Here is a 15,016-nt window from a genome sequence, read left to right on the forward strand (position 1 = left end):
GATTATCCTTGTGATTGAAAGACGAAGTTGCCAGCTGCCAGCCAGGCGCTGTCGCTCTGTGGGGTATGTACCCGTCCGCAGAGCACATTGCGGTAGTGGCGTTCCAGCGGGTTTTGTCGGCTGAGACCATGATTGCCGGTCAGCTCGAGCGCGATATTCACCGCCTGAATGGCGTTGTCGGTGATGGTGACTTTCGCCAGATTGGCCTCGATGGCGGAAAAGCGCAGCGCGGCGGCCTGCTCCAGCAGGCTGCGGTTGACCAGCAGCAGCCCGGCGATCTGCCCGACTTTCTCCTGCACCCGTGGCAGACGAGAGAGCGGATGGCCGAGACCGGCGGGCACCCGCCCCGCCAGCCATCTCACCAGCCAGTCGTGAGCGGCGTGGGCAATGCTGTCATAGATCGCCGCCAGCAGCGCCGTCTGCCGGTTGGCGAACAGGCGAAACGGTTCGGCCTGGGCGGCGGGTGGCGCATCGGCCGGCCAGACATCCACCGCGTGCTCTGCCGCCACCCGCACGTGGTTAAAAATAACTTCATGGCTGCCGGTGGCCCGCATCCCGGCGTGATCCCAGCTTTTCACCACGCTGATGCCCGGGCTGTCGCCAGGCACCAGCCAGGTGCCCACCAGCGGCGGGTTATCATCGCTTCTGGCCCACACCGCCAGCCAGCGCAGCCCTTCAATGCCGGTGGTATAAATTTTATGGCCGCTGATGTCCCAGCCCTCCGCGCGACGGGTCGCCACGGTGTCCGGCAGGCCGCCCCGCGCCGGGGAGCCCAGCTCCGGCTCGACGCGCAGGCTGTTGATGAGGCCACCGTGTTCGACAGCATCGTGAAAAACCTGCTGGCGCAGCGGCGCGTGCCAGGCGTCGTTTTCCGCCAGCCGCAAATGGTGGAGATACTGCATGCAGACAATCAGCGCTGTCGCCGGCTCTCCCCAGGCGATGGCGGCGATGACCTGCTGCAGCTGGGCCAGACTGGCGCCCGCGCCGCCGCAGGATGGCGGCACGGCGAGACTTAACCAGCCCCCCGCACGCAGATGGTCGATATTACGCCAGGGAAACTCGCCGCTGGCGTCAAGGCTGGCCGCCTGCTCCGCCATCTGCTGGCGGAGCGCCGTCAGCTGCCGGGCCCAGTCGTCGCGCTCAGGATGGATCACGATGCGCGCTCCGCCACTGCACGCCGGGCGGCTTTTCCCGGGCGATCGGCAGCAGCGCCCGGCCATAGTCGGCCGCGTCGTTCAGCGGATCGAAGCCGCGGATCAGGAAGTTACGCACCCCGAGGTCGTAGTAATCGAGCAGCGCATCCGCCACCTGCTCCGGGGTGCCCACCAGCGCGGTGGAGTTATGTCCGCCGCCCACCAGCTGGGCGATGCCGGTCCACAGGCGTTTGTCCACCACTCTGCCCTGCGCCGCGGTAGCCCGCAGCCGCTGGGCGCCGATGCTGTCCGGTTTGGCTTTGAACCCGCCCCCGCGCTGCGCCGCCTGCTCGGTGGCGACGTGCAGGATATGCTCGGCTTTCTCCCAGGCTTCGGCTTCGCTGTCGGCGATAATCGGCCGGAACGAGACGCTGAAGCCGATATCACGCTGGTGTTTCGCCGCTTCGGCGCGTACGCGCTGGATGGTCTCGCCGGTTTGCGCCAGCGACTCGCCCCACAGCGCGAAGACGTCGGCATGTTTGCCGGCGACGGCGATGGCCGCTTCCGACGAGCCGCCGAAGTAGATGGGAAGATGCGGCTTTTGCAGCGGGCGAATGGCGGACCAGGCCTGCTCGGCCTGATAGAAATCGTTGTGAATATCCACCGGCTGCTCGCTGGTCCACACCTGGCGCACGATGTCGAGGAAGGCGTCGGTGCGAGCGTAGCGCTGGTCGTGGTCGAGATAATCGCCATCCCGGCGCTGCTCGGCATCGTTGCCGCCGCTGATGATATGCACCGCCAAGCGGCCCCCCAGCAGGTGCTCAAGGGTAGCGAATTTGCGCGCGGCAAGGGTTGGGGAAACAAAACCGGGACGATGGGCCAGCAGGTACTGAATTTTCTGCGTCGACAGTCCCGCCAGGGCCGTCACCAGAAAGCCGTCGGGTTGATCGGACCAGTGGCCGACCAGCAGACGATCAAACCCGGCGGCTTCATGGGTTTGCGCAAAGCGAACGATATAGTCGCGGTCAAAGATCGGCCCCACCGGGGCAATCGTTTCGGAAGAGAGGCGGTGGCCAATCATGCCGAGAAACTGAATGCTCATGAACAACTCCTTGCGTCAGGGTAATGGAGTGGCCGCGACAGCGGCGCTGGTCATTACCCTATACAGAGCGTGTTAATGAGCAAAATGCATTTTTATCATATCTTAATATGCTTAATTAGCATTAAACAAAAATGCATAGTGCTTTCAGTCGGATACGGTCAGCTGCTGAACCACTTTGCTGGCAAAAAAGGTCAGCGGCGGCTGCAGGTTCGCCAGATACTGGGCGTGGATCAGCCACAGTGAGACCGCAGGCTGAAAATCGCTGAGGCTGAGGACCGCGACCTCATCCCGCCACGGGCTGCTGGCCAGCGCCGCCCTCGGCACCAGACCCAGCCCCAGCCCCTGCGCCACCAGCGCTATCTGCAGCTGCGCGCCCGCGCTCTCGACGTTGAGCGTCAACCGCAATCCCTGGCTCTGCAGCTCGCGAATGAGCCCGGCGCGCAGGCCACAGCCGTCGGGGTTAAGGATCCAGCCCCGTTCGGCGCACTCCCGCAGGGATGACGCGCGCAAATTCAAACGCCGGCCGACGATCGGCACCACCTCCAGGGGACACAGCAGGCGCCCGCTGTAGCCCTCGGCGAAGCTTTGCTGGGCGGGCCCCATCGCCAGCATGCCGTCCAGCTCGCCGTTTTCCAGCCGGCGCTGCAGCTGTCCGCTCCAGCCGCAGGTGATCTGCGGCGACAGTCCGGGAAACTGCTGGCTCAGCGCCGACAGCGCCGCCGGCAGGGCAATCTCGCTGAGACTCTGCGGCACGCCGAGACGCAGCGCGCCGCGCGGCTCGCCTTGCGGATCCAACAGGCTGTAGAGTTTTTTCGTCTCACGCTTAATGCTCAGACACTGCTCGTACACCCGGTGTCCGGCGGCGGTCAGGGTCAGCGGGCGGGTCTGGCGCTCTAACAGCGTGACGTTCAGCTCCTGTTCCAGACGCTGCAGGCGCCGGGTGATGGCCGACTGGGTGATCCCCAGATATTCCGCGGCCTGATTGAGGGAGGAAAACTGCACCGTGGCCAGCAAAGCGTCGATATCGTCAATGCGCATAGGAACCTTATGTGAAATTTGCATATTAATATATGCGTAAATTGCATTTAAATAATATTAACGCCTCTGTTAGCGTTTTGACCAGTCCCTCTGACAGGAACCGCACATGACTGCACCACGACTGGAAAAATTACGCCATTTCATTCATGAGGTAGACCGCCTGCACCGCGAACACCACCAGACCGCCCCGCTGCTTGACGCCGTGGCGCAGCGGCTGGCGGCGCTGGTGCGTTACGACGACTGGCTGCCGGAAGAGTACACCCTGCCGCATCCGCACCATTACCAGCAGTATCTGCTGCATGCCGACTCCGGGGAGCGCTTCTCGATTGTCAGCTTCGTCTGGGGACCGGGGCAAGCGACGCCGATCCATGACCACCGGGGTGTGGGGGGCCATTGGGATGCTGCGCGGCGCGGAGGAAAACCAGCGCTACCAGCTGGATGCCGATGGCATACCGCGCGCGCTGGGCGCCGCCACGCTTCTGGAAGCAGGCCAGGTGGAGAAAGTCTCCGCTGACGATGGCGATATTCATCGCGTCAGCAATGCGCTGGCGGATCGCGTCTCTATCAGTATTCATGTCTACGGCGGCAATATCGGCGCGGTGAAGCGCGCCGTGTATACCCCGGAAGGGCAGCAGAAACCGTTTATCTCCGGCTACTCTAACCGCCATTTACCCAATATCTGGGATTCCTCCCGCGAACATCAAGGATAACCACTATGTCCACCTACGCTTATCGCCAGGCCGCCGGGATCCGCCAGGCGCTGCTCGACCGTCGTGAACTGGCGCTGATCGACGTCCGTGTAGAGGCCGATTTCGCCACCGCTCATCCGCTGTTTGCCGTCAATCTGCCGCTCAGCAAACTGGAGCTCGAGGTCCGCCGGCGGATACCGCGCTTCACCACCCCGCTCACCGTCTACGACAACGGCGAGGGTCTGGCGGAGATCGCCGTCGAACGGCTGCGGTCCTGGGGCTATCAGGATGTGGCCCTGCTGGCCGAGGGTCTCGCCGGCTGGCGCCGCAGCGGCGGCGAGCTGTTTCAGGACGTCAACTCCGCCAGTAAAGCCTTTGGCGAGCTGGTGGAAAGCGTGCGTCACACACCGTCGCTCAGCGCCCAGGAGGTTCAGGCGCTCATCGACAGCCGGCAGGAGGTGGTGATCGTCGACGCCCGGCGCTTCGATGAGTACCAGACCATGAGCATCCCCGGCAGCATCAGCGTGCCCGGCGGCGAGCTGGCCCTGCGGGTAGAGAGCCTGACGCCCTCCCCGCAGACGCCGGTTATCGTCAACTGCGCCGGACGCACCCGCAGCATCATCGGCACCCAGTCGCTGATCAACGCCGGCGTGCCAAACCCGGTCCATGCCCTGCGCAATGGCACTATCGGCTGGACGCTGGCCGGCCAGACGCTGGCGCACCAGCAACAGCGGCAATACGATCCCTCCGCCCGCGCCTCCGGCGCCCGGGCCGCTGAGGTGGCGCATTTTGCCGAACGGGCCGGGGTGGCGGTCATCGATGAGGCCACGCTGCAACGCTGGCAGCAGCAGAGCGACCGCACCACCTTCCTGTTTGATGTCCGCAGCCCCGAAGAGTACGCGGCGGGTCACTATCCCGGCAGCCTGAGCGCGCCAGGCGGCCAGCTGGTGCAGGAGACCGACCACTTCGCCAGCGTTCGAGGTGCGCGCATTGTGCTGCTGGATGACGATGGCATCCGGGCGGCGATAACCGGCTCGTGGCTGGCGCAGATGGGCTGGGAGACGGCGCGGCTGAGCGCGCTGTCGACCAGCCAGTTGAGCGAACGCGGGGTGCCAGCCGCCGAGGTGCCGCCCGGCCCGCAGGCGGAGGAGATAAGCCCGGCGCAGCTGGCGCAACAGCTGGAAGAACCCGGTACGGTGGTGCTCGATTTTACCACCAGCGCCAACTTTGTCGCTCGCCATATCCCCGGCGCGTGGTGGCTAACGCGCTCGCAGCTGCGCCAGGCCCTGGACGTGATCCCTCCCGCCCAACGTTACGTGGTGACCTGCGGCAGCAGTCTGCTGGCCCGCTACGCGGTGCCGGAGGTGGCGGCCTTGACCGGTAAACCGGTGCAGTTGCTTACCGGCGGGACGCTGGCGTGGATCGCCGCCGGTCTGCCGCTGGCGCATGGCGACAGCGGCCTCGCCGTCGAGCGCCGTGACCGCTATCGTCGTCCGTACGAAGGAACCGATAATTCCGCCGAGGCCATGCAGGCCTATCTGGAGTGGGAGTATGGCCTGGTGGATCAGCTGGCCCGCGACGGCACCCACGGTTTTCGGGTGCTCTAGCGCGAGCCCGCCTCAGGCTTCGCGCATGATCCACGAATACTGAAAGCTCTTCGGCGCCGGAAAATGGGTCCGGCGCCGGTAGGAGCCCAGCGACTGCGGGGTGCAGTAGGTACAACTCCCCAGCCATTCAACGCTCGCCGGCGCCACCCCCGCCTCTGCGAAGATCGCTTCGGCAAAGGCGCGCAGATCAAACCACAGATTATCGCTGCCGCGTGCGGCGGCTTTGAGCGGATCGCTGACCGGGCCCGAACGGGAGTGGAACAGCCGCTGGCGATGGCGGGCCACCCGGTCACCGCCGGGCTGGTCCAGCAGTTGCTGATAGAATCCGGCGGAGACTTCGTAACAGCAGGGGTGAATATACGGCCCCACGGCGATGACCAGATCGGCCAATGCCACCCCCTGCTGGCGAAAACAGGCCAGACTGTTGTCGACAATACCGCTGACCAGCCCCTGCCAGCCGGCATGCACGCTGCAGACGTAGCGACCGTCGCGCGAGGCGATCAGCAGCGGCAGACAGTCGGCGGTCACCACCCCCACCTTTTGCCCGGCTACCGCGGTAAACACCGCGTCGGCGTGCGGGCGCGTCGGCAGCGGCTGCTGATAATGATGAACCTCATTACCATGCACCAGCTTCACCGGAGCCAGCTCGGCATAGGGAAAGGCGGCGGTTTCATGGACATCGAGAAAAGCGTGGCGGATGCCAGGGATCGCATTGAGCAAACGGGAGGTGTAAGCCATAGGGACGATAAGCGTCAGGGAATGATGTCTTACCTTAGGCCAGGGGACGCGGACAGGCAAGGCGGCGGCCCGGCATTTTTTTACCAGACCGCCGGATGCATATCAGACCATGGCCGCGCGCTGCTGGCGATGCATCAGCCAGAACACCGCCACGCCGGCCAGCACAATGCCCGGCGCCGAGGCCGCCATCACCCCGACGGTGCCGGTGCCGAGGGCCAGCATCTTGCCGGCCAGCAGCGGGCCGCTCATCGCCCCAAGACGCCCCACCGCCACGGCGGTGCCCACCCCGGTGGCGCGGATGGCCGCGGGATAAAAAAGCGGCGCCAGAGCGTAAAGCACACTTTGTCCGCCGGTGGCGAACAGCCCGGCGACAAACCCCGCCAGCAGCATGCCAGTCAGCGACGACGCGCTGCCCAGCGCCAGCAGCGACGCCAGAATGCCGCTGTAGATCAGGAGCGACATCCGCAGCGGGGTGAGCTTATCCATTAGCGCCCCCAGCAGCAGCGTGCCGCAGGCGGCGCCGATCTGCAGAGAGAACATCACCCCGGCCGCCTGGCTGGCGCGGAATCCCTGGCCCACCAGCAGCATAGGCAGCCAGTTGATCAGCATATAGACCACCAGCAGGGTGAAAAAATAACCCAGCCACAGCAGCAGCGTAGCGGCGGCCTGGCCTGGGGCAAACAGGGTGCGCAGCGGCACGCTGGCCTCCGCGCGCTGAAACGCCTGCGACTCCGGCAGCCAGCGCATCAGCAACGGGATCAGCAGCAGCGGGACCACGCCGCCAATCCAGAAAATAATCTGCCAGGCCGCGGCGAAACCGGAAAAGCCCAGCGCTGCCGCCAGCGCGGCGCCAATGGGTACACCGCAGTACATCAGGCTTACCGCCCGGCCGCGGAAGCGTGAGCCAGCGGCTTCCGAGGTTAAGGCAATCAGGTTCGGCAATGCCGCCCCGAGCCCGACGCCGGTGAGCAGGCGCGCCAGCAGCAGCGTCGGGAAGCTCCATGCCAGCGCGGTGGCCAGCGAGAACAGGCCAAACAGCAGCACCGACCCCAACAGAATGCGCTTACGCCCGTGGCGGTCCGCCAGCATGCCGCCCACCAGCGCGCCGGGCAGCAGGCCGAGGATCCCGGCGCTGAAGATCCAGCCCATCTGCATTTTATCCAGCGCAAAGGCCTGCGCCATGCCGACGGCGGCGATCCCCGCCGCCTGCAGATCCAGCCCTTCCATCAGGGCCACCATAAAACAGAGCCCGATGGTGACCACCAGGCGCGAGGGGGTTGCAGTCGTTATCTTGGTCATAGGGTACCTTGGCGATAGCCGAACAAACGGAGCAGGTGACTGGCGGCTGATGCTTTGTCAGCCGCACGTTCTTAGTTATTTATTGCGGTTAAGCAGATCCAGCGCGACGTCGACGATCATATCCTCCTGGCCGCCGACCATCCGCCGCTTGCCCAGCTCGACGAGAATATCCACCGCGCTGAGGCCATAGCGCTTGGCCGCCGCTTCGCTGTGGCGCAGGAAGCTGGAGTAGACTCCGGCGTAGCCCAGCGCCAGCGTTTCGCGGTCGACACGCACCGGGCGATCCTGCAGCGGCCGTACCAGCTCATCGGCCGCGTTCATCAGGGCGTAGAGATCGGTGCCATGCTGCCAGCCGAGCTTGTCGGCGGCGGCAATAAACACCTCCAGCGGCGCATTGCCCGCCCCCGCCCCCATCCCGGCCAGGCTGGCGTCAATGCGATCGCACCCCTCTTCCACCGCGACGATCGAGTTCGCCACCCCGAGGCTCAGATTATGATGGGCATGCATCCCGGTGGCGGTCTCCGGCTTCAGCACCGCCTTCAGGGCACGGAAACGGTCGCGAATGTCGTTCATGTTCATCGCCCCGCCGGAATCCACCACATAGATACAGGTCGCGCCATAAGATTCCATCTTCAGCGCCTGCTGCGCCAGCGCCTGCGGGGAGATCATATGGCTCATCATCAGAAAACCGACGGTGTCCATCCCCAGCTCGCGGGCAAAGGCAATATGCTGCGCGGCGACGTCCGCTTCGCTGCAGTGGGTGGCGACCCGCACCACCCGCGCCCCGGCCTGATACGCCGCTTTCAGATCGTGCAGCGTGCCGATGCCCGGCAGCAGTAAGGTGGCGATTTTCGCCTGGCTGGCCGCCGCCGCCGCCGCTTCAATCCAGGCGATGTCGCTGTGGGCGCCAAAGCCGTAGTTGAAGCTGGATCCCTGTAGGCCATCGCCATGGGCCACTTCGATGGAGTCGACCCCGGCCTTATCCAGCGCGCTGGCGATCTGCTGCACCTGCGCCAGGGAATACTGGTGACGAATAGCGTGCATACCATCGCGCAGCGTCACGTCCGAGATATAAAGTTTTTACCGTTCATGCTGTCGCTCCCGCCGCGCTGTGCATTGCCCCGGCCATTTGCTCCGCCGTCGCCAGCGCCGCCGAGGTCATAATATCGAGGTTGCCCGCGTACGCTGGCAGATAGTGCGCCGCCCCTTCCACTTCGAGGTAAACCGCGGTTTTCAGGCCGGAAAAACAGCCGACGCCGGGCAGGTTGACCGGCCTGTCCTCGGGGATAACCTCAAACTGCACCTGCTGCTTCAGCCGGTAGCCTGGGACGTAAGCCTGCACTGCCGCCGCCATTTCGACGATCGAGGCGGCAATGGCCTCCTGCGACGCCAGCTCGCTCAGGACGTAGACGGTATCGCGCATCATCAGCGGCGGCTCCGCCGGGTTCAGTACAATAATCGCTTTGCCCTTGCCCGCCCCGCCGACTTTTTCAATCGCCTGCGAGGTGGTTTCGGTGAATTCGTCAATATTGGCCCGCGTGCCCGGCCCGGCGGATTGACTGGCGATCGAGGCCACAATCTCCGCGTAATGCACCTTCGCCACTCGCGAGACCGCGGCGATCATCGGGATGGTCGCTTGCCCGCCGCAGGTCACCATATTGACGTTGCCCTGATGGAGATTGTCCGCGAGGTTGACCACCGGTACGCAGTACGGGCCAATCGCCGCCGGCGTCAGGTCGATAACGCGGATCCCCGGCTTCGCTTCGCGCAGCGCGGCATCGTTTTTGATGTGCGCCCCGGCGCTGGTGGCGTCAAAAACAAAATCGATGTCGGCAAATTCCGCCATCTGCATCAGGCCGCCCACCCCTTCGTGAGTGGTCGCAACGCCCAGGCGCCGGGCGCGGGCCAGGCCATCCGACTGCGGGTCGATGCCGACCATCACCGCCATCTCCAGATGCTGGCCGTGGCGCAGGATTTTAATCATTAAATCGGTGCCGATATTCCCGGAGCCGATAATGGCGACTTTACGTTTACGCATCACGATCTCCTTCTCCGGCGGCAACGAAGCGTGCCGCGACTGAGCCAATACCTTCGATATGGGCGACAAAGCTGTCCCCCTCGTTAATCGTCACCATCGGGCCTAACGCCCCGGTCAGCACGATATCCCCCGCCCGCAGCGGTTCGCCGAGACTCGCCAGCTTGCGCGCCAGCCAGACTGCGGCGTTCAGCGGATGCCCCAGACACTCGCTGCCGCGGCCGCTGGAGACCAGCTCCTGGTTGCGGGTCATGTGCATGGCGCACTGCTTCAGATCCAGTCCCGCCGGACGCTGCGCCGGGCCGCCAATGACGTACAGGCCGCAGGAGGCGTTATCGGCGACGGTGTCGACAAAGCCGATTGACCAGTCGCGAATGCGGCTGCCCACCACCTCAAGCGCCGGCAATACCCATTCGATGGCGTTATACAGTTCATCAAAAGTGGTATCGGCATGCGGCAGATCCTGCTTCAGCACCAGGGCGATCTCGGCCTCCACCTTGGGCTGCAGCACGCGGCCAAACGGCACCTCGGCGTTGTCGCCGTAGCACATGTCGGCAAACAGGGTGCCGAAGTCCGGCTGATTGACGCCCAGCTGCTGCTGCACTTTGGGATGGGTCAGGCCCACCTTGCGGCCCACCACCCGCCGGCCATGGGCCACGTGGTGCTGGACGTTCAGACGCTGGATGGCATAGGCGGCGTCGGCATTGTCGACGCCGAGAATATCGCGCAGCGGGGCGATCGCCTGGCCGCTCTGTTCCGCGTCGCGGAGCTGCCGGGCCAGCGCGTCAAGAGAAAAAGTCATCATTTACTCCTTAAGCCCGTGCGAGGAAATTGAGCACCAGCTGATTAAAACTGTCGGCATGTTCCCACTGCGCCCAGTGGCCGCAGTCGCGGTAAATATGCAGTTCCGAACCGGCGATCCCGGCGAGCAGGCGCAACCCGGCGTCCATCGGCACGAAGCGGTCATTGCGTCCCCAGACGATCAGAGTTGGCGCGCTGATTTCGCCCAGCCGCGGGCCAAAGTCAGGAAACTGCTTCGGGTTGGCTTCGAGGCTCTTGACGAAGTTGTCCAGATGGTCGCGGCGCGACAGCATATTGTTGAGACGCGCCTCGAACAGCGCCTCGGTGAGGTCGCGGGTGTCGAAGACGAAGATGCTCATCATCTTTTTGAGGTTTTCAATGGTCGGCTCGCGGTACAGGGCGTTCAGCAGCTTGATGCCCTCGGTCGGCATCGGCGTGAACAGGCTCATGCCGCCGGTCCCCCCGCCCATCAGCACCAGCTTAGCCACCCGCTCCGGCCAGCTCAGGGTGAAGGCCACCGCGCTATGGCCGCCCATCGAGTTGCCCAGCAGATGGACTTTATCGATCCCCAGCTGATCGACCACGCTTTTCAGAATGCGGGCGTTGAGATCCGAACGCGAGCCGCTGTTGACGATAGCATCGCTTTTGCCCCACCCCGGACAGTCGAGGAGCAGCACGCGATAGCCCGCCTCGACCAGCGGGTCAATATTGCGGCTGAAGTTGGCCCAGCCGGTGGCCCCCGGCCCGGAGCCGTGCAGCATGACCACGGTCTCTTTCCCGTCGCCGCAGTCATTGATATGGATGCGCAGCGTGCGGCCCCCCTCGTCGACATTGAGGAATCGGCTGGTGGCGGCTTCAGTTTGCGGTTGATAGCTCATGTTAGTCTCCCGGTTAATCAAATCTCGGTGGTGGCGCTCAGCGAGCCGAATCCGGCGATCCACTCGGGGATCGGCCGGTAATAGCGGCCTTCACTGCGCCAGCGGCCAAAAGCGGATAGCGCGGCAAAAGCGGCCACCCAGGTCTTAATTTCGTGCGTCGATTTGCCGGCCATCGCCGACAGCTCGTCATTGCCGATCGCGTCCAGTTCGCTCAGCCGCCCCTGCTCCAGCAGGCTCATAAAGCGGTTGTCCCAGACCGGGTTGAGGGGATGGAGCGAGTGCGGGTCTTCGGTAAACAGTCGGGCGGCGCTGATCACCCGCTGCTGGCGCAGCGCACGTTCGTCCGGCGGCAGCTGTTTGCCGCCGCCGAGCAGACGGTCACGCAGATGGGCGTCGGCCTTCGCCAGCTCCGGCACCGGCGGCTGGTGCGAGAGTCCGCCCGAGCCGAGGATCAGCACCCGCTTATTGAGGGTATTGAGAAAGCGGCCCATCGCCTCGCCCAGCAGCCGGGTGCGTTGAAACCCGGCAGCGGCGCGGCGACGCCGTTAATAAACACCGGCAGCACCGGCACGCGGTCCAGGCCACCAAGCAGAAACTCCAGCGGCTGGGCGAAGCCATGGTCCACCTGCATGTTGTACGACACCGCCAGGTCGATACCGCTGTTGAGGATGGCGTGGGCGCAGGCTTCCGCCAGCTCGGCGGGCACCGGCAGGTCGCCGGCGGCGCTGGCGAAGTCGCCAATCGCGGTGGCGCCGACGCCGAGGCAGAACGGCGGCATCATGTCATAGAAAAAACCGTTGTAGTGATCGGGAGCGAAGAGCACTACCAGCTCGGGATCGAATTCAGCGATCCGCCGCCGGGCGTCGGCAATCACCCGGTTCACTTCATCGAGGACCGCCTGCTCCGGGTCCACGAATCCTACCAGCGGAGTGTGGGAGAGACAGTGCAAATAGGCATGCATATCAGGCCACCTTCTCTTCAGCGTGGGCGGTATCCCCGGTTGCGAGGGCCATTTTTTCCGCCAGAGCGGTCAGCTGCGCGCCGAGGGTTTGCGGGATGGCGAGAGCGGCGACAAAGCGGTCCGGCCTGACCACGGCGATGGCGGTGTTATGCAGTGCAAACCAGCTTTTGAGGCGGTTTTGCGTATCGCCCACCCGCAGCGTGCCGGGGGCGTTATCCTGCTCGCGATGGATCTGCACCTCGGGCACCACCTGGATAAAGCGCACGCCAATCGCGCGCCAGCGGGCGATCTGCCCGGCGTCGAGCCCCCACTGCGGGTTGCAGCCCCAGCCGATAATGGCGAAATTCGCCCCGATAACCTCGTCGAGCAGCACGCTCTCGCCGCTCTCCAGCGTCACCTGCGGTTGAATAAACATTTTGCCCACCGGCGAGGTTTTGCCGGCGCCGTCGGTCAGCAGCGCCCCCTCGCGGTACTGCGGCATCGGCTTAAAGCGCATCTCGAGGAAGTAGCGTTTCACCGGCGGCAGGTAATTCAGCAGCCAGGAGAGGCCGTCGCGCGCGGCCCCCTGCCAGCGCTTCGGCGGCGCCAGCACATGGCCGGCGGTAACCGACAGGTCAATCATCGCTTTCGCGTGGTCGCGGCGCTCCTGCTGGTAGCTGTCGAGCAGCGTCTCTCCCGCTTTGCCATTGACCACCAGCGCCAGCTTCCACGCCAGGTTGAAGGCGTCGCGCATGCCGCTGTTATATCCCTGCCCCTGCCAGACCGGCATGATGTGCGCCGCGTCGCCGGCCAGCAGCACGCGGTCGATGCGAAAGCGCTCGGCAAGGCGGGCGTTATGCGTATAGACCCGCTGGCGGATCAGCTCGACGCGATCCGGGTCCGGCAGCACTTTGCTCAGCAGGCGGCGCATATTGTGCGGTTCGCTGAGCTGAGCTTCGGTTTCGCCGGGCATCACCATAAATTCAAAGCGGCGCACGCCGTGGGGCAGCGCGGCGGAAACGTAGGGTCGCACCGGGTCGCAGCACAGGTAAACGTGCGGGGTGGCCAGCGGGTCGTTAGCGATATCGATGACGATCCACTGATTCGGCGCGGTTTTACCTTCGAAGGGGATGTTCAGCGTACGGCGAATAAAGCTGGCGCCGCCGTCGCAGGCCACCAGCCAGTCCGCGCGCACCGTCTCCCGCTCGCCGTCCGGTCCTTTAAGATTTAACGTGACACCGTCACCGGTCTGGCTAAAGGCTTCCACTTCGCGGGAGAAGAGGCAGCGGACCTGCGGGAAACGCTGCAGACCGTGATACATCACCGCATCGACCTGCGGCTGAATGAAGGCGTTGCGCCGCGACCAGCCAAACTCATCGGTCATCGGCTGGATATCGGCAAAGCAGCGGCCTTTTGGGGTGAGAAAACGCATGGCGTGCCACGGCGTGGTATGCGGCAGCACGTCATTCACCAGCCCCACCGCCTGCATCGCCCGCAGGGATTCATCGTCAATGCCGATGGCCCGCGGGTAATCGATCAGTGTGGCGAGCTTTTCCACCACCAGCACGCTGATGCCCATCTGGCCAAGGTAGTTGGCCATCATCAGACCAACCGGACCGGCGCCAACGATGGCGACCTGAGCGGTATGCTGCACGGCGGGTTGAATATCGGGTGTAGATGTTGTCATTCTCAGCGACCTCACGACTCGGAAACTGCCCGGCTGACAGGCAATTTGTTAATCATGTGTAAACGTATTTTTATAATGGGCTGAGTATAGGGCGGGGGTTTTCGGCTACAATCAAAACATCATCGAATGTGCACCAGGTGCACAGCACTGTTTTTAAAGCATTTTAATGGAGGATTTATGCGTGACGATGAGTCCGCAGCGTACAAAACGGTGCGCGGATTAAGCCGGGGTTTATTGTTATTAAAATTGTTAAATAAATTCGACGGCGGCGCGACGCCGGGCCTGCTGGCGGAGTTTAGCGGCCTGCATCGCACCACCGTGCGCCGGCTGCTGGAGACGCTACAGGAGGAGGGTTTTGTCCGCCGCAGCCGCTCCGATGACAGCTTCCGGTTGACCATTAACGTCCGCCAGCTGAGCGATGGATTTCGTGACGAACATTGGATTTCTGCCCTCGCCACGCCGCTGCTCGGCGAGCTGCTGCGCGAGGTGCAGTGGCCAACGGACATCACCACCCTCGACGTCGACGCCATGGTGGTGCGCGAGACTACCCACCGCTTCAGCCGACTGTCGTTTCACCGCGCGATGGTCGGACGGCGGCTGCCGCTGCTGCTCACCGCCTCCGGACTGACGTGGCTGGCCTTTGCCCCCGACGCGGAACGCGACGCCATCGTCAGCATGCTGGCCGCCCGTCCGGAAGCTGAGTATCAGTTGGCCCGCGAACCGGAACGGCTGGCGGCGATCCTCGCCCGCACCCGCCAGAACGGCTATGGCGAAAACTTCCGCGGCTGGCGGCAGGAGGAGAAAATCGCCTCGATCGCCGTGCCGGTCTGCAGTCAGCAGCGGGTTATCGGCTGCCTGAACCTGGTCTATATCGCCAGCGCAATGACCATTGAGCAGGCGGCGCAGAAGCATCTCCCTGCACTGCAGAGGGTGGCGAGGCAGATAGAAGCCCGCATGGAAGAGGAAGAAGTGTGGTACGAAATGCCCTGATCGCGATGAGGATAAATGCGATCGCCCATTGCGCCCGGCTTCGTTATATAATTTAATACACAACGAATTTTCACGCCAT

At 64.2% G+C, this 15,016-nt stretch carries 15 protein-coding genes and 1 other annotated feature; of the genes, 3 read left to right on the forward strand and 12 right to left on the reverse strand.

Translation table 11 applies throughout. The annotated features are described in order from the left end of the window. Positions 1 to 2 precede the first annotated feature (2 nt). The 3 genes from KPHS_30920 to KPHS_30940 form a co-directional block, all read right to left on the reverse strand. Positions 3 to 1,154, reverse strand: coding sequence for a putative acyl-CoA dehydrogenase (locus KPHS_30920; RefSeq protein YP_005227392.1), 1,152 nt, complete (start codon positions 1,152 to 1,154; stop codon positions 3 to 5). Next, positions 1,141 to 2,235: a putative lavin-dependent oxidoreductase gene (locus tag KPHS_30930; RefSeq protein YP_005227393.1), complete on the reverse strand. Its 1,095-nt coding sequence runs from the start codon at positions 2,233 to 2,235 to the stop codon at positions 1,141 to 1,143. Before KPHS_30930 ends, KPHS_30920 begins: the two co-directional genes overlap by 14 nt. 144 nt (positions 2,236 to 2,379) lie before the next feature. Continuing rightward, positions 2,380 to 3,273 carry a putative LysR family regulatory protein gene (locus tag KPHS_30940; RefSeq protein ID YP_005227394.1) on the reverse strand — a complete coding sequence of 298 codons (894 nt, stop codon included), beginning with the start codon at positions 3,271 to 3,273 and terminating at the stop codon, positions 2,380 to 2,382. A gap of 368 nt (positions 3,274 to 3,641) precedes the next feature. On the opposite strand from KPHS_30940, the gene KPHS_30950 reads away from it, so the two are divergent. Then, entirely contained in the window at positions 3,642 to 3,983 is a 342-nt protein-coding gene (locus KPHS_30950; protein ID YP_005227395.1) for a putative cysteine dioxygenase type I, read from the forward strand. 5 nt (positions 3,984 to 3,988) lie between these two features. Beyond that, entirely contained in the window at positions 3,989 to 5,569 is a 1,581-nt protein-coding gene (locus tag KPHS_30960; RefSeq protein YP_005227396.1) for a putative rhodanese-related sulfurtransferase, read from the forward strand. Positions 5,570 to 5,581: 12 nt separating this feature from the next. Here KPHS_30960 and KPHS_30970 read toward each other — a convergent pair whose 3' ends face one another. From KPHS_30970 to KPHS_31050, 9 genes are all read right to left on the reverse strand, one after another. Beyond that, entirely contained in the window at positions 5,582 to 6,307 is a 726-nt protein-coding gene (locus KPHS_30970; RefSeq protein ID YP_005227397.1) for a polyphenol oxidase family protein, read from the reverse strand. A 102-nt stretch (positions 6,308 to 6,409) separates the two neighbouring features. Further along, on the reverse strand, positions 6,410 to 7,606 hold the full coding sequence (locus tag KPHS_30980; protein YP_005227398.1) for a putative 3-hydroxyphenylpropionic transporter MhpT: 1,197 nt from the start codon (positions 7,604 to 7,606) through the stop codon (positions 6,410 to 6,412). 75 nt (positions 7,607 to 7,681) lie between these two features. Then, on the reverse strand, positions 7,682 to 8,668 hold the full coding sequence (locus KPHS_30990; RefSeq protein ID YP_005227399.1) for a 4-hydroxy-2-ketovalerate aldolase: 987 nt from the start codon (positions 8,666 to 8,668) through the stop codon (positions 7,682 to 7,684). A 25-nt stretch (positions 8,669 to 8,693) separates the two neighbouring features. Then, a complete protein-coding gene (locus tag KPHS_31000; RefSeq protein ID YP_005227400.1) occupies positions 8,694 to 9,644 on the reverse strand; it encodes an acetaldehyde dehydrogenase in 951 nt (316 codons plus the stop codon). Further along, positions 9,637 to 10,443, reverse strand: coding sequence for a 2-keto-4-pentenoate hydratase (locus KPHS_31010; protein YP_005227401.1), 807 nt, complete (start codon positions 10,441 to 10,443; stop codon positions 9,637 to 9,639). The genes KPHS_31000 and KPHS_31010 overlap by 8 nt, the downstream gene beginning before the upstream one ends. 10 nt (positions 10,444 to 10,453) lie before the next feature. Continuing rightward, positions 10,454 to 11,320, reverse strand: a complete 867-nt coding sequence (locus KPHS_31020) for a 2-hydroxy-6-oxononadienedioate (protein ID YP_005227402.1) — start codon at positions 11,318 to 11,320, stop codon at positions 10,454 to 10,456. Between the two features lie 17 nt (positions 11,321 to 11,337). Further along, the gene (locus KPHS_31030) at positions 11,338 to 11,811 is read right to left on the reverse strand and encodes a 3-(2,3-dihydroxyphenyl)propionate dioxygenase (protein ID YP_005227403.1); all 474 of its coding nucleotides are present in this window, start codon (positions 11,809 to 11,811) and stop codon (positions 11,338 to 11,340) included. Continuing rightward, positions 11,338 to 12,233 (reverse strand) — a sequence feature (potential frameshift: common BLAST hit: gi|152970670|ref|YP_001335779.1| 3-(2,3-dihydroxyphenyl)propionate dioxygenase). It overlaps the preceding gene by 474 nt. Beyond that, positions 11,772 to 12,233 carry a 3-(2,3-dihydroxyphenyl)propionate dioxygenase gene (locus tag KPHS_31040; protein ID YP_005227404.1) on the reverse strand — a complete coding sequence of 154 codons (462 nt, stop codon included), beginning with the start codon at positions 12,231 to 12,233 and terminating at the stop codon, positions 11,772 to 11,774. It overlaps the preceding feature by 462 nt. Before KPHS_31040 ends, KPHS_31030 begins: the two co-directional genes overlap by 40 nt. Before the next feature lie 49 nt (positions 12,234 to 12,282). Then, positions 12,283 to 13,947, reverse strand: coding sequence for a 3-(3-hydroxyphenyl)propionate hydroxylase (locus KPHS_31050; protein YP_005227405.1), 1,665 nt, complete (start codon positions 13,945 to 13,947; stop codon positions 12,283 to 12,285). 177 nt (positions 13,948 to 14,124) lie between these two features. Between KPHS_31050 and KPHS_31060 the strand changes: the two genes are divergently transcribed. After that, entirely contained in the window at positions 14,125 to 14,937 is an 813-nt protein-coding gene (locus tag KPHS_31060; RefSeq protein ID YP_005227406.1) for a DNA-binding transcriptional activator MhpR, read from the forward strand. Positions 14,938 to 15,016 lie beyond the last annotated feature (79 nt).

The organism is Klebsiella pneumoniae subsp. pneumoniae HS11286 (assembly GCF_000240185.1).
Taxonomy (GTDB): Bacteria; Pseudomonadota; Gammaproteobacteria; order Enterobacterales; family Enterobacteriaceae; genus Klebsiella; species Klebsiella pneumoniae.

What these genes read in the sequence shown, in the direction of transcription:
- KPHS_30930 (YP_005227393.1), bottom strand. Translation starts at nt 2,235, where the DNA reads ATGAGCATTCAGTTTCTCGGCATGATTGGCCACCGCCTCTCTTCCGAA.
- KPHS_30940 (YP_005227394.1), bottom strand. Translation starts at nt 3,273, where the DNA reads ATGCGCATTGACGATATCGACGCTTTGCTGGCCACGGTGCAGTTTTCC.
- KPHS_30950 (YP_005227395.1), top strand. Translation starts at nt 3,642, where the DNA reads ATGACCACCGGGGTGTGGGGGGCCATTGGGATGCTGCGCGGCGCGGAG.
- KPHS_30960 (YP_005227396.1), top strand. Translation starts at nt 3,989, where the DNA reads ATGTCCACCTACGCTTATCGCCAGGCCGCCGGGATCCGCCAGGCGCTG.
- KPHS_30970 (YP_005227397.1), bottom strand. Translation starts at nt 6,307, where the DNA reads ATGGCTTACACCTCCCGTTTGCTCAATGCGATCCCTGGCATCCGCCAC.
- KPHS_30980 (YP_005227398.1), bottom strand. Translation starts at nt 7,606, where the DNA reads ATGACCAAGATAACGACTGCAACCCCCTCGCGCCTGGTGGTCACCATC.
- KPHS_31000 (YP_005227400.1), bottom strand. Translation starts at nt 9,644, where the DNA reads ATGCGTAAACGTAAAGTCGCCATTATCGGCTCCGGGAATATCGGCACC.
- KPHS_31010 (YP_005227401.1), bottom strand. Translation starts at nt 10,443, where the DNA reads ATGACTTTTTCTCTTGACGCGCTGGCCCGGCAGCTCCGCGACGCGGAA.
- KPHS_31020 (YP_005227402.1), bottom strand. Translation starts at nt 11,320, where the DNA reads ATGAGCTATCAACCGCAAACTGAAGCCGCCACCAGCCGATTCCTCAAT.
- KPHS_31030 (YP_005227403.1), bottom strand. Translation starts at nt 11,811, where the DNA reads ATGGGCCGCTTTCTCAATACCCTCAATAAGCGGGTGCTGATCCTCGGC.
- KPHS_31050 (YP_005227405.1), bottom strand. Translation starts at nt 13,947, where the DNA reads ATGACAACATCTACACCCGATATTCAACCCGCCGTGCAGCATACCGCT.
- KPHS_31060 (YP_005227406.1), top strand. Translation starts at nt 14,125, where the DNA reads ATGCGTGACGATGAGTCCGCAGCGTACAAAACGGTGCGCGGATTAAGC.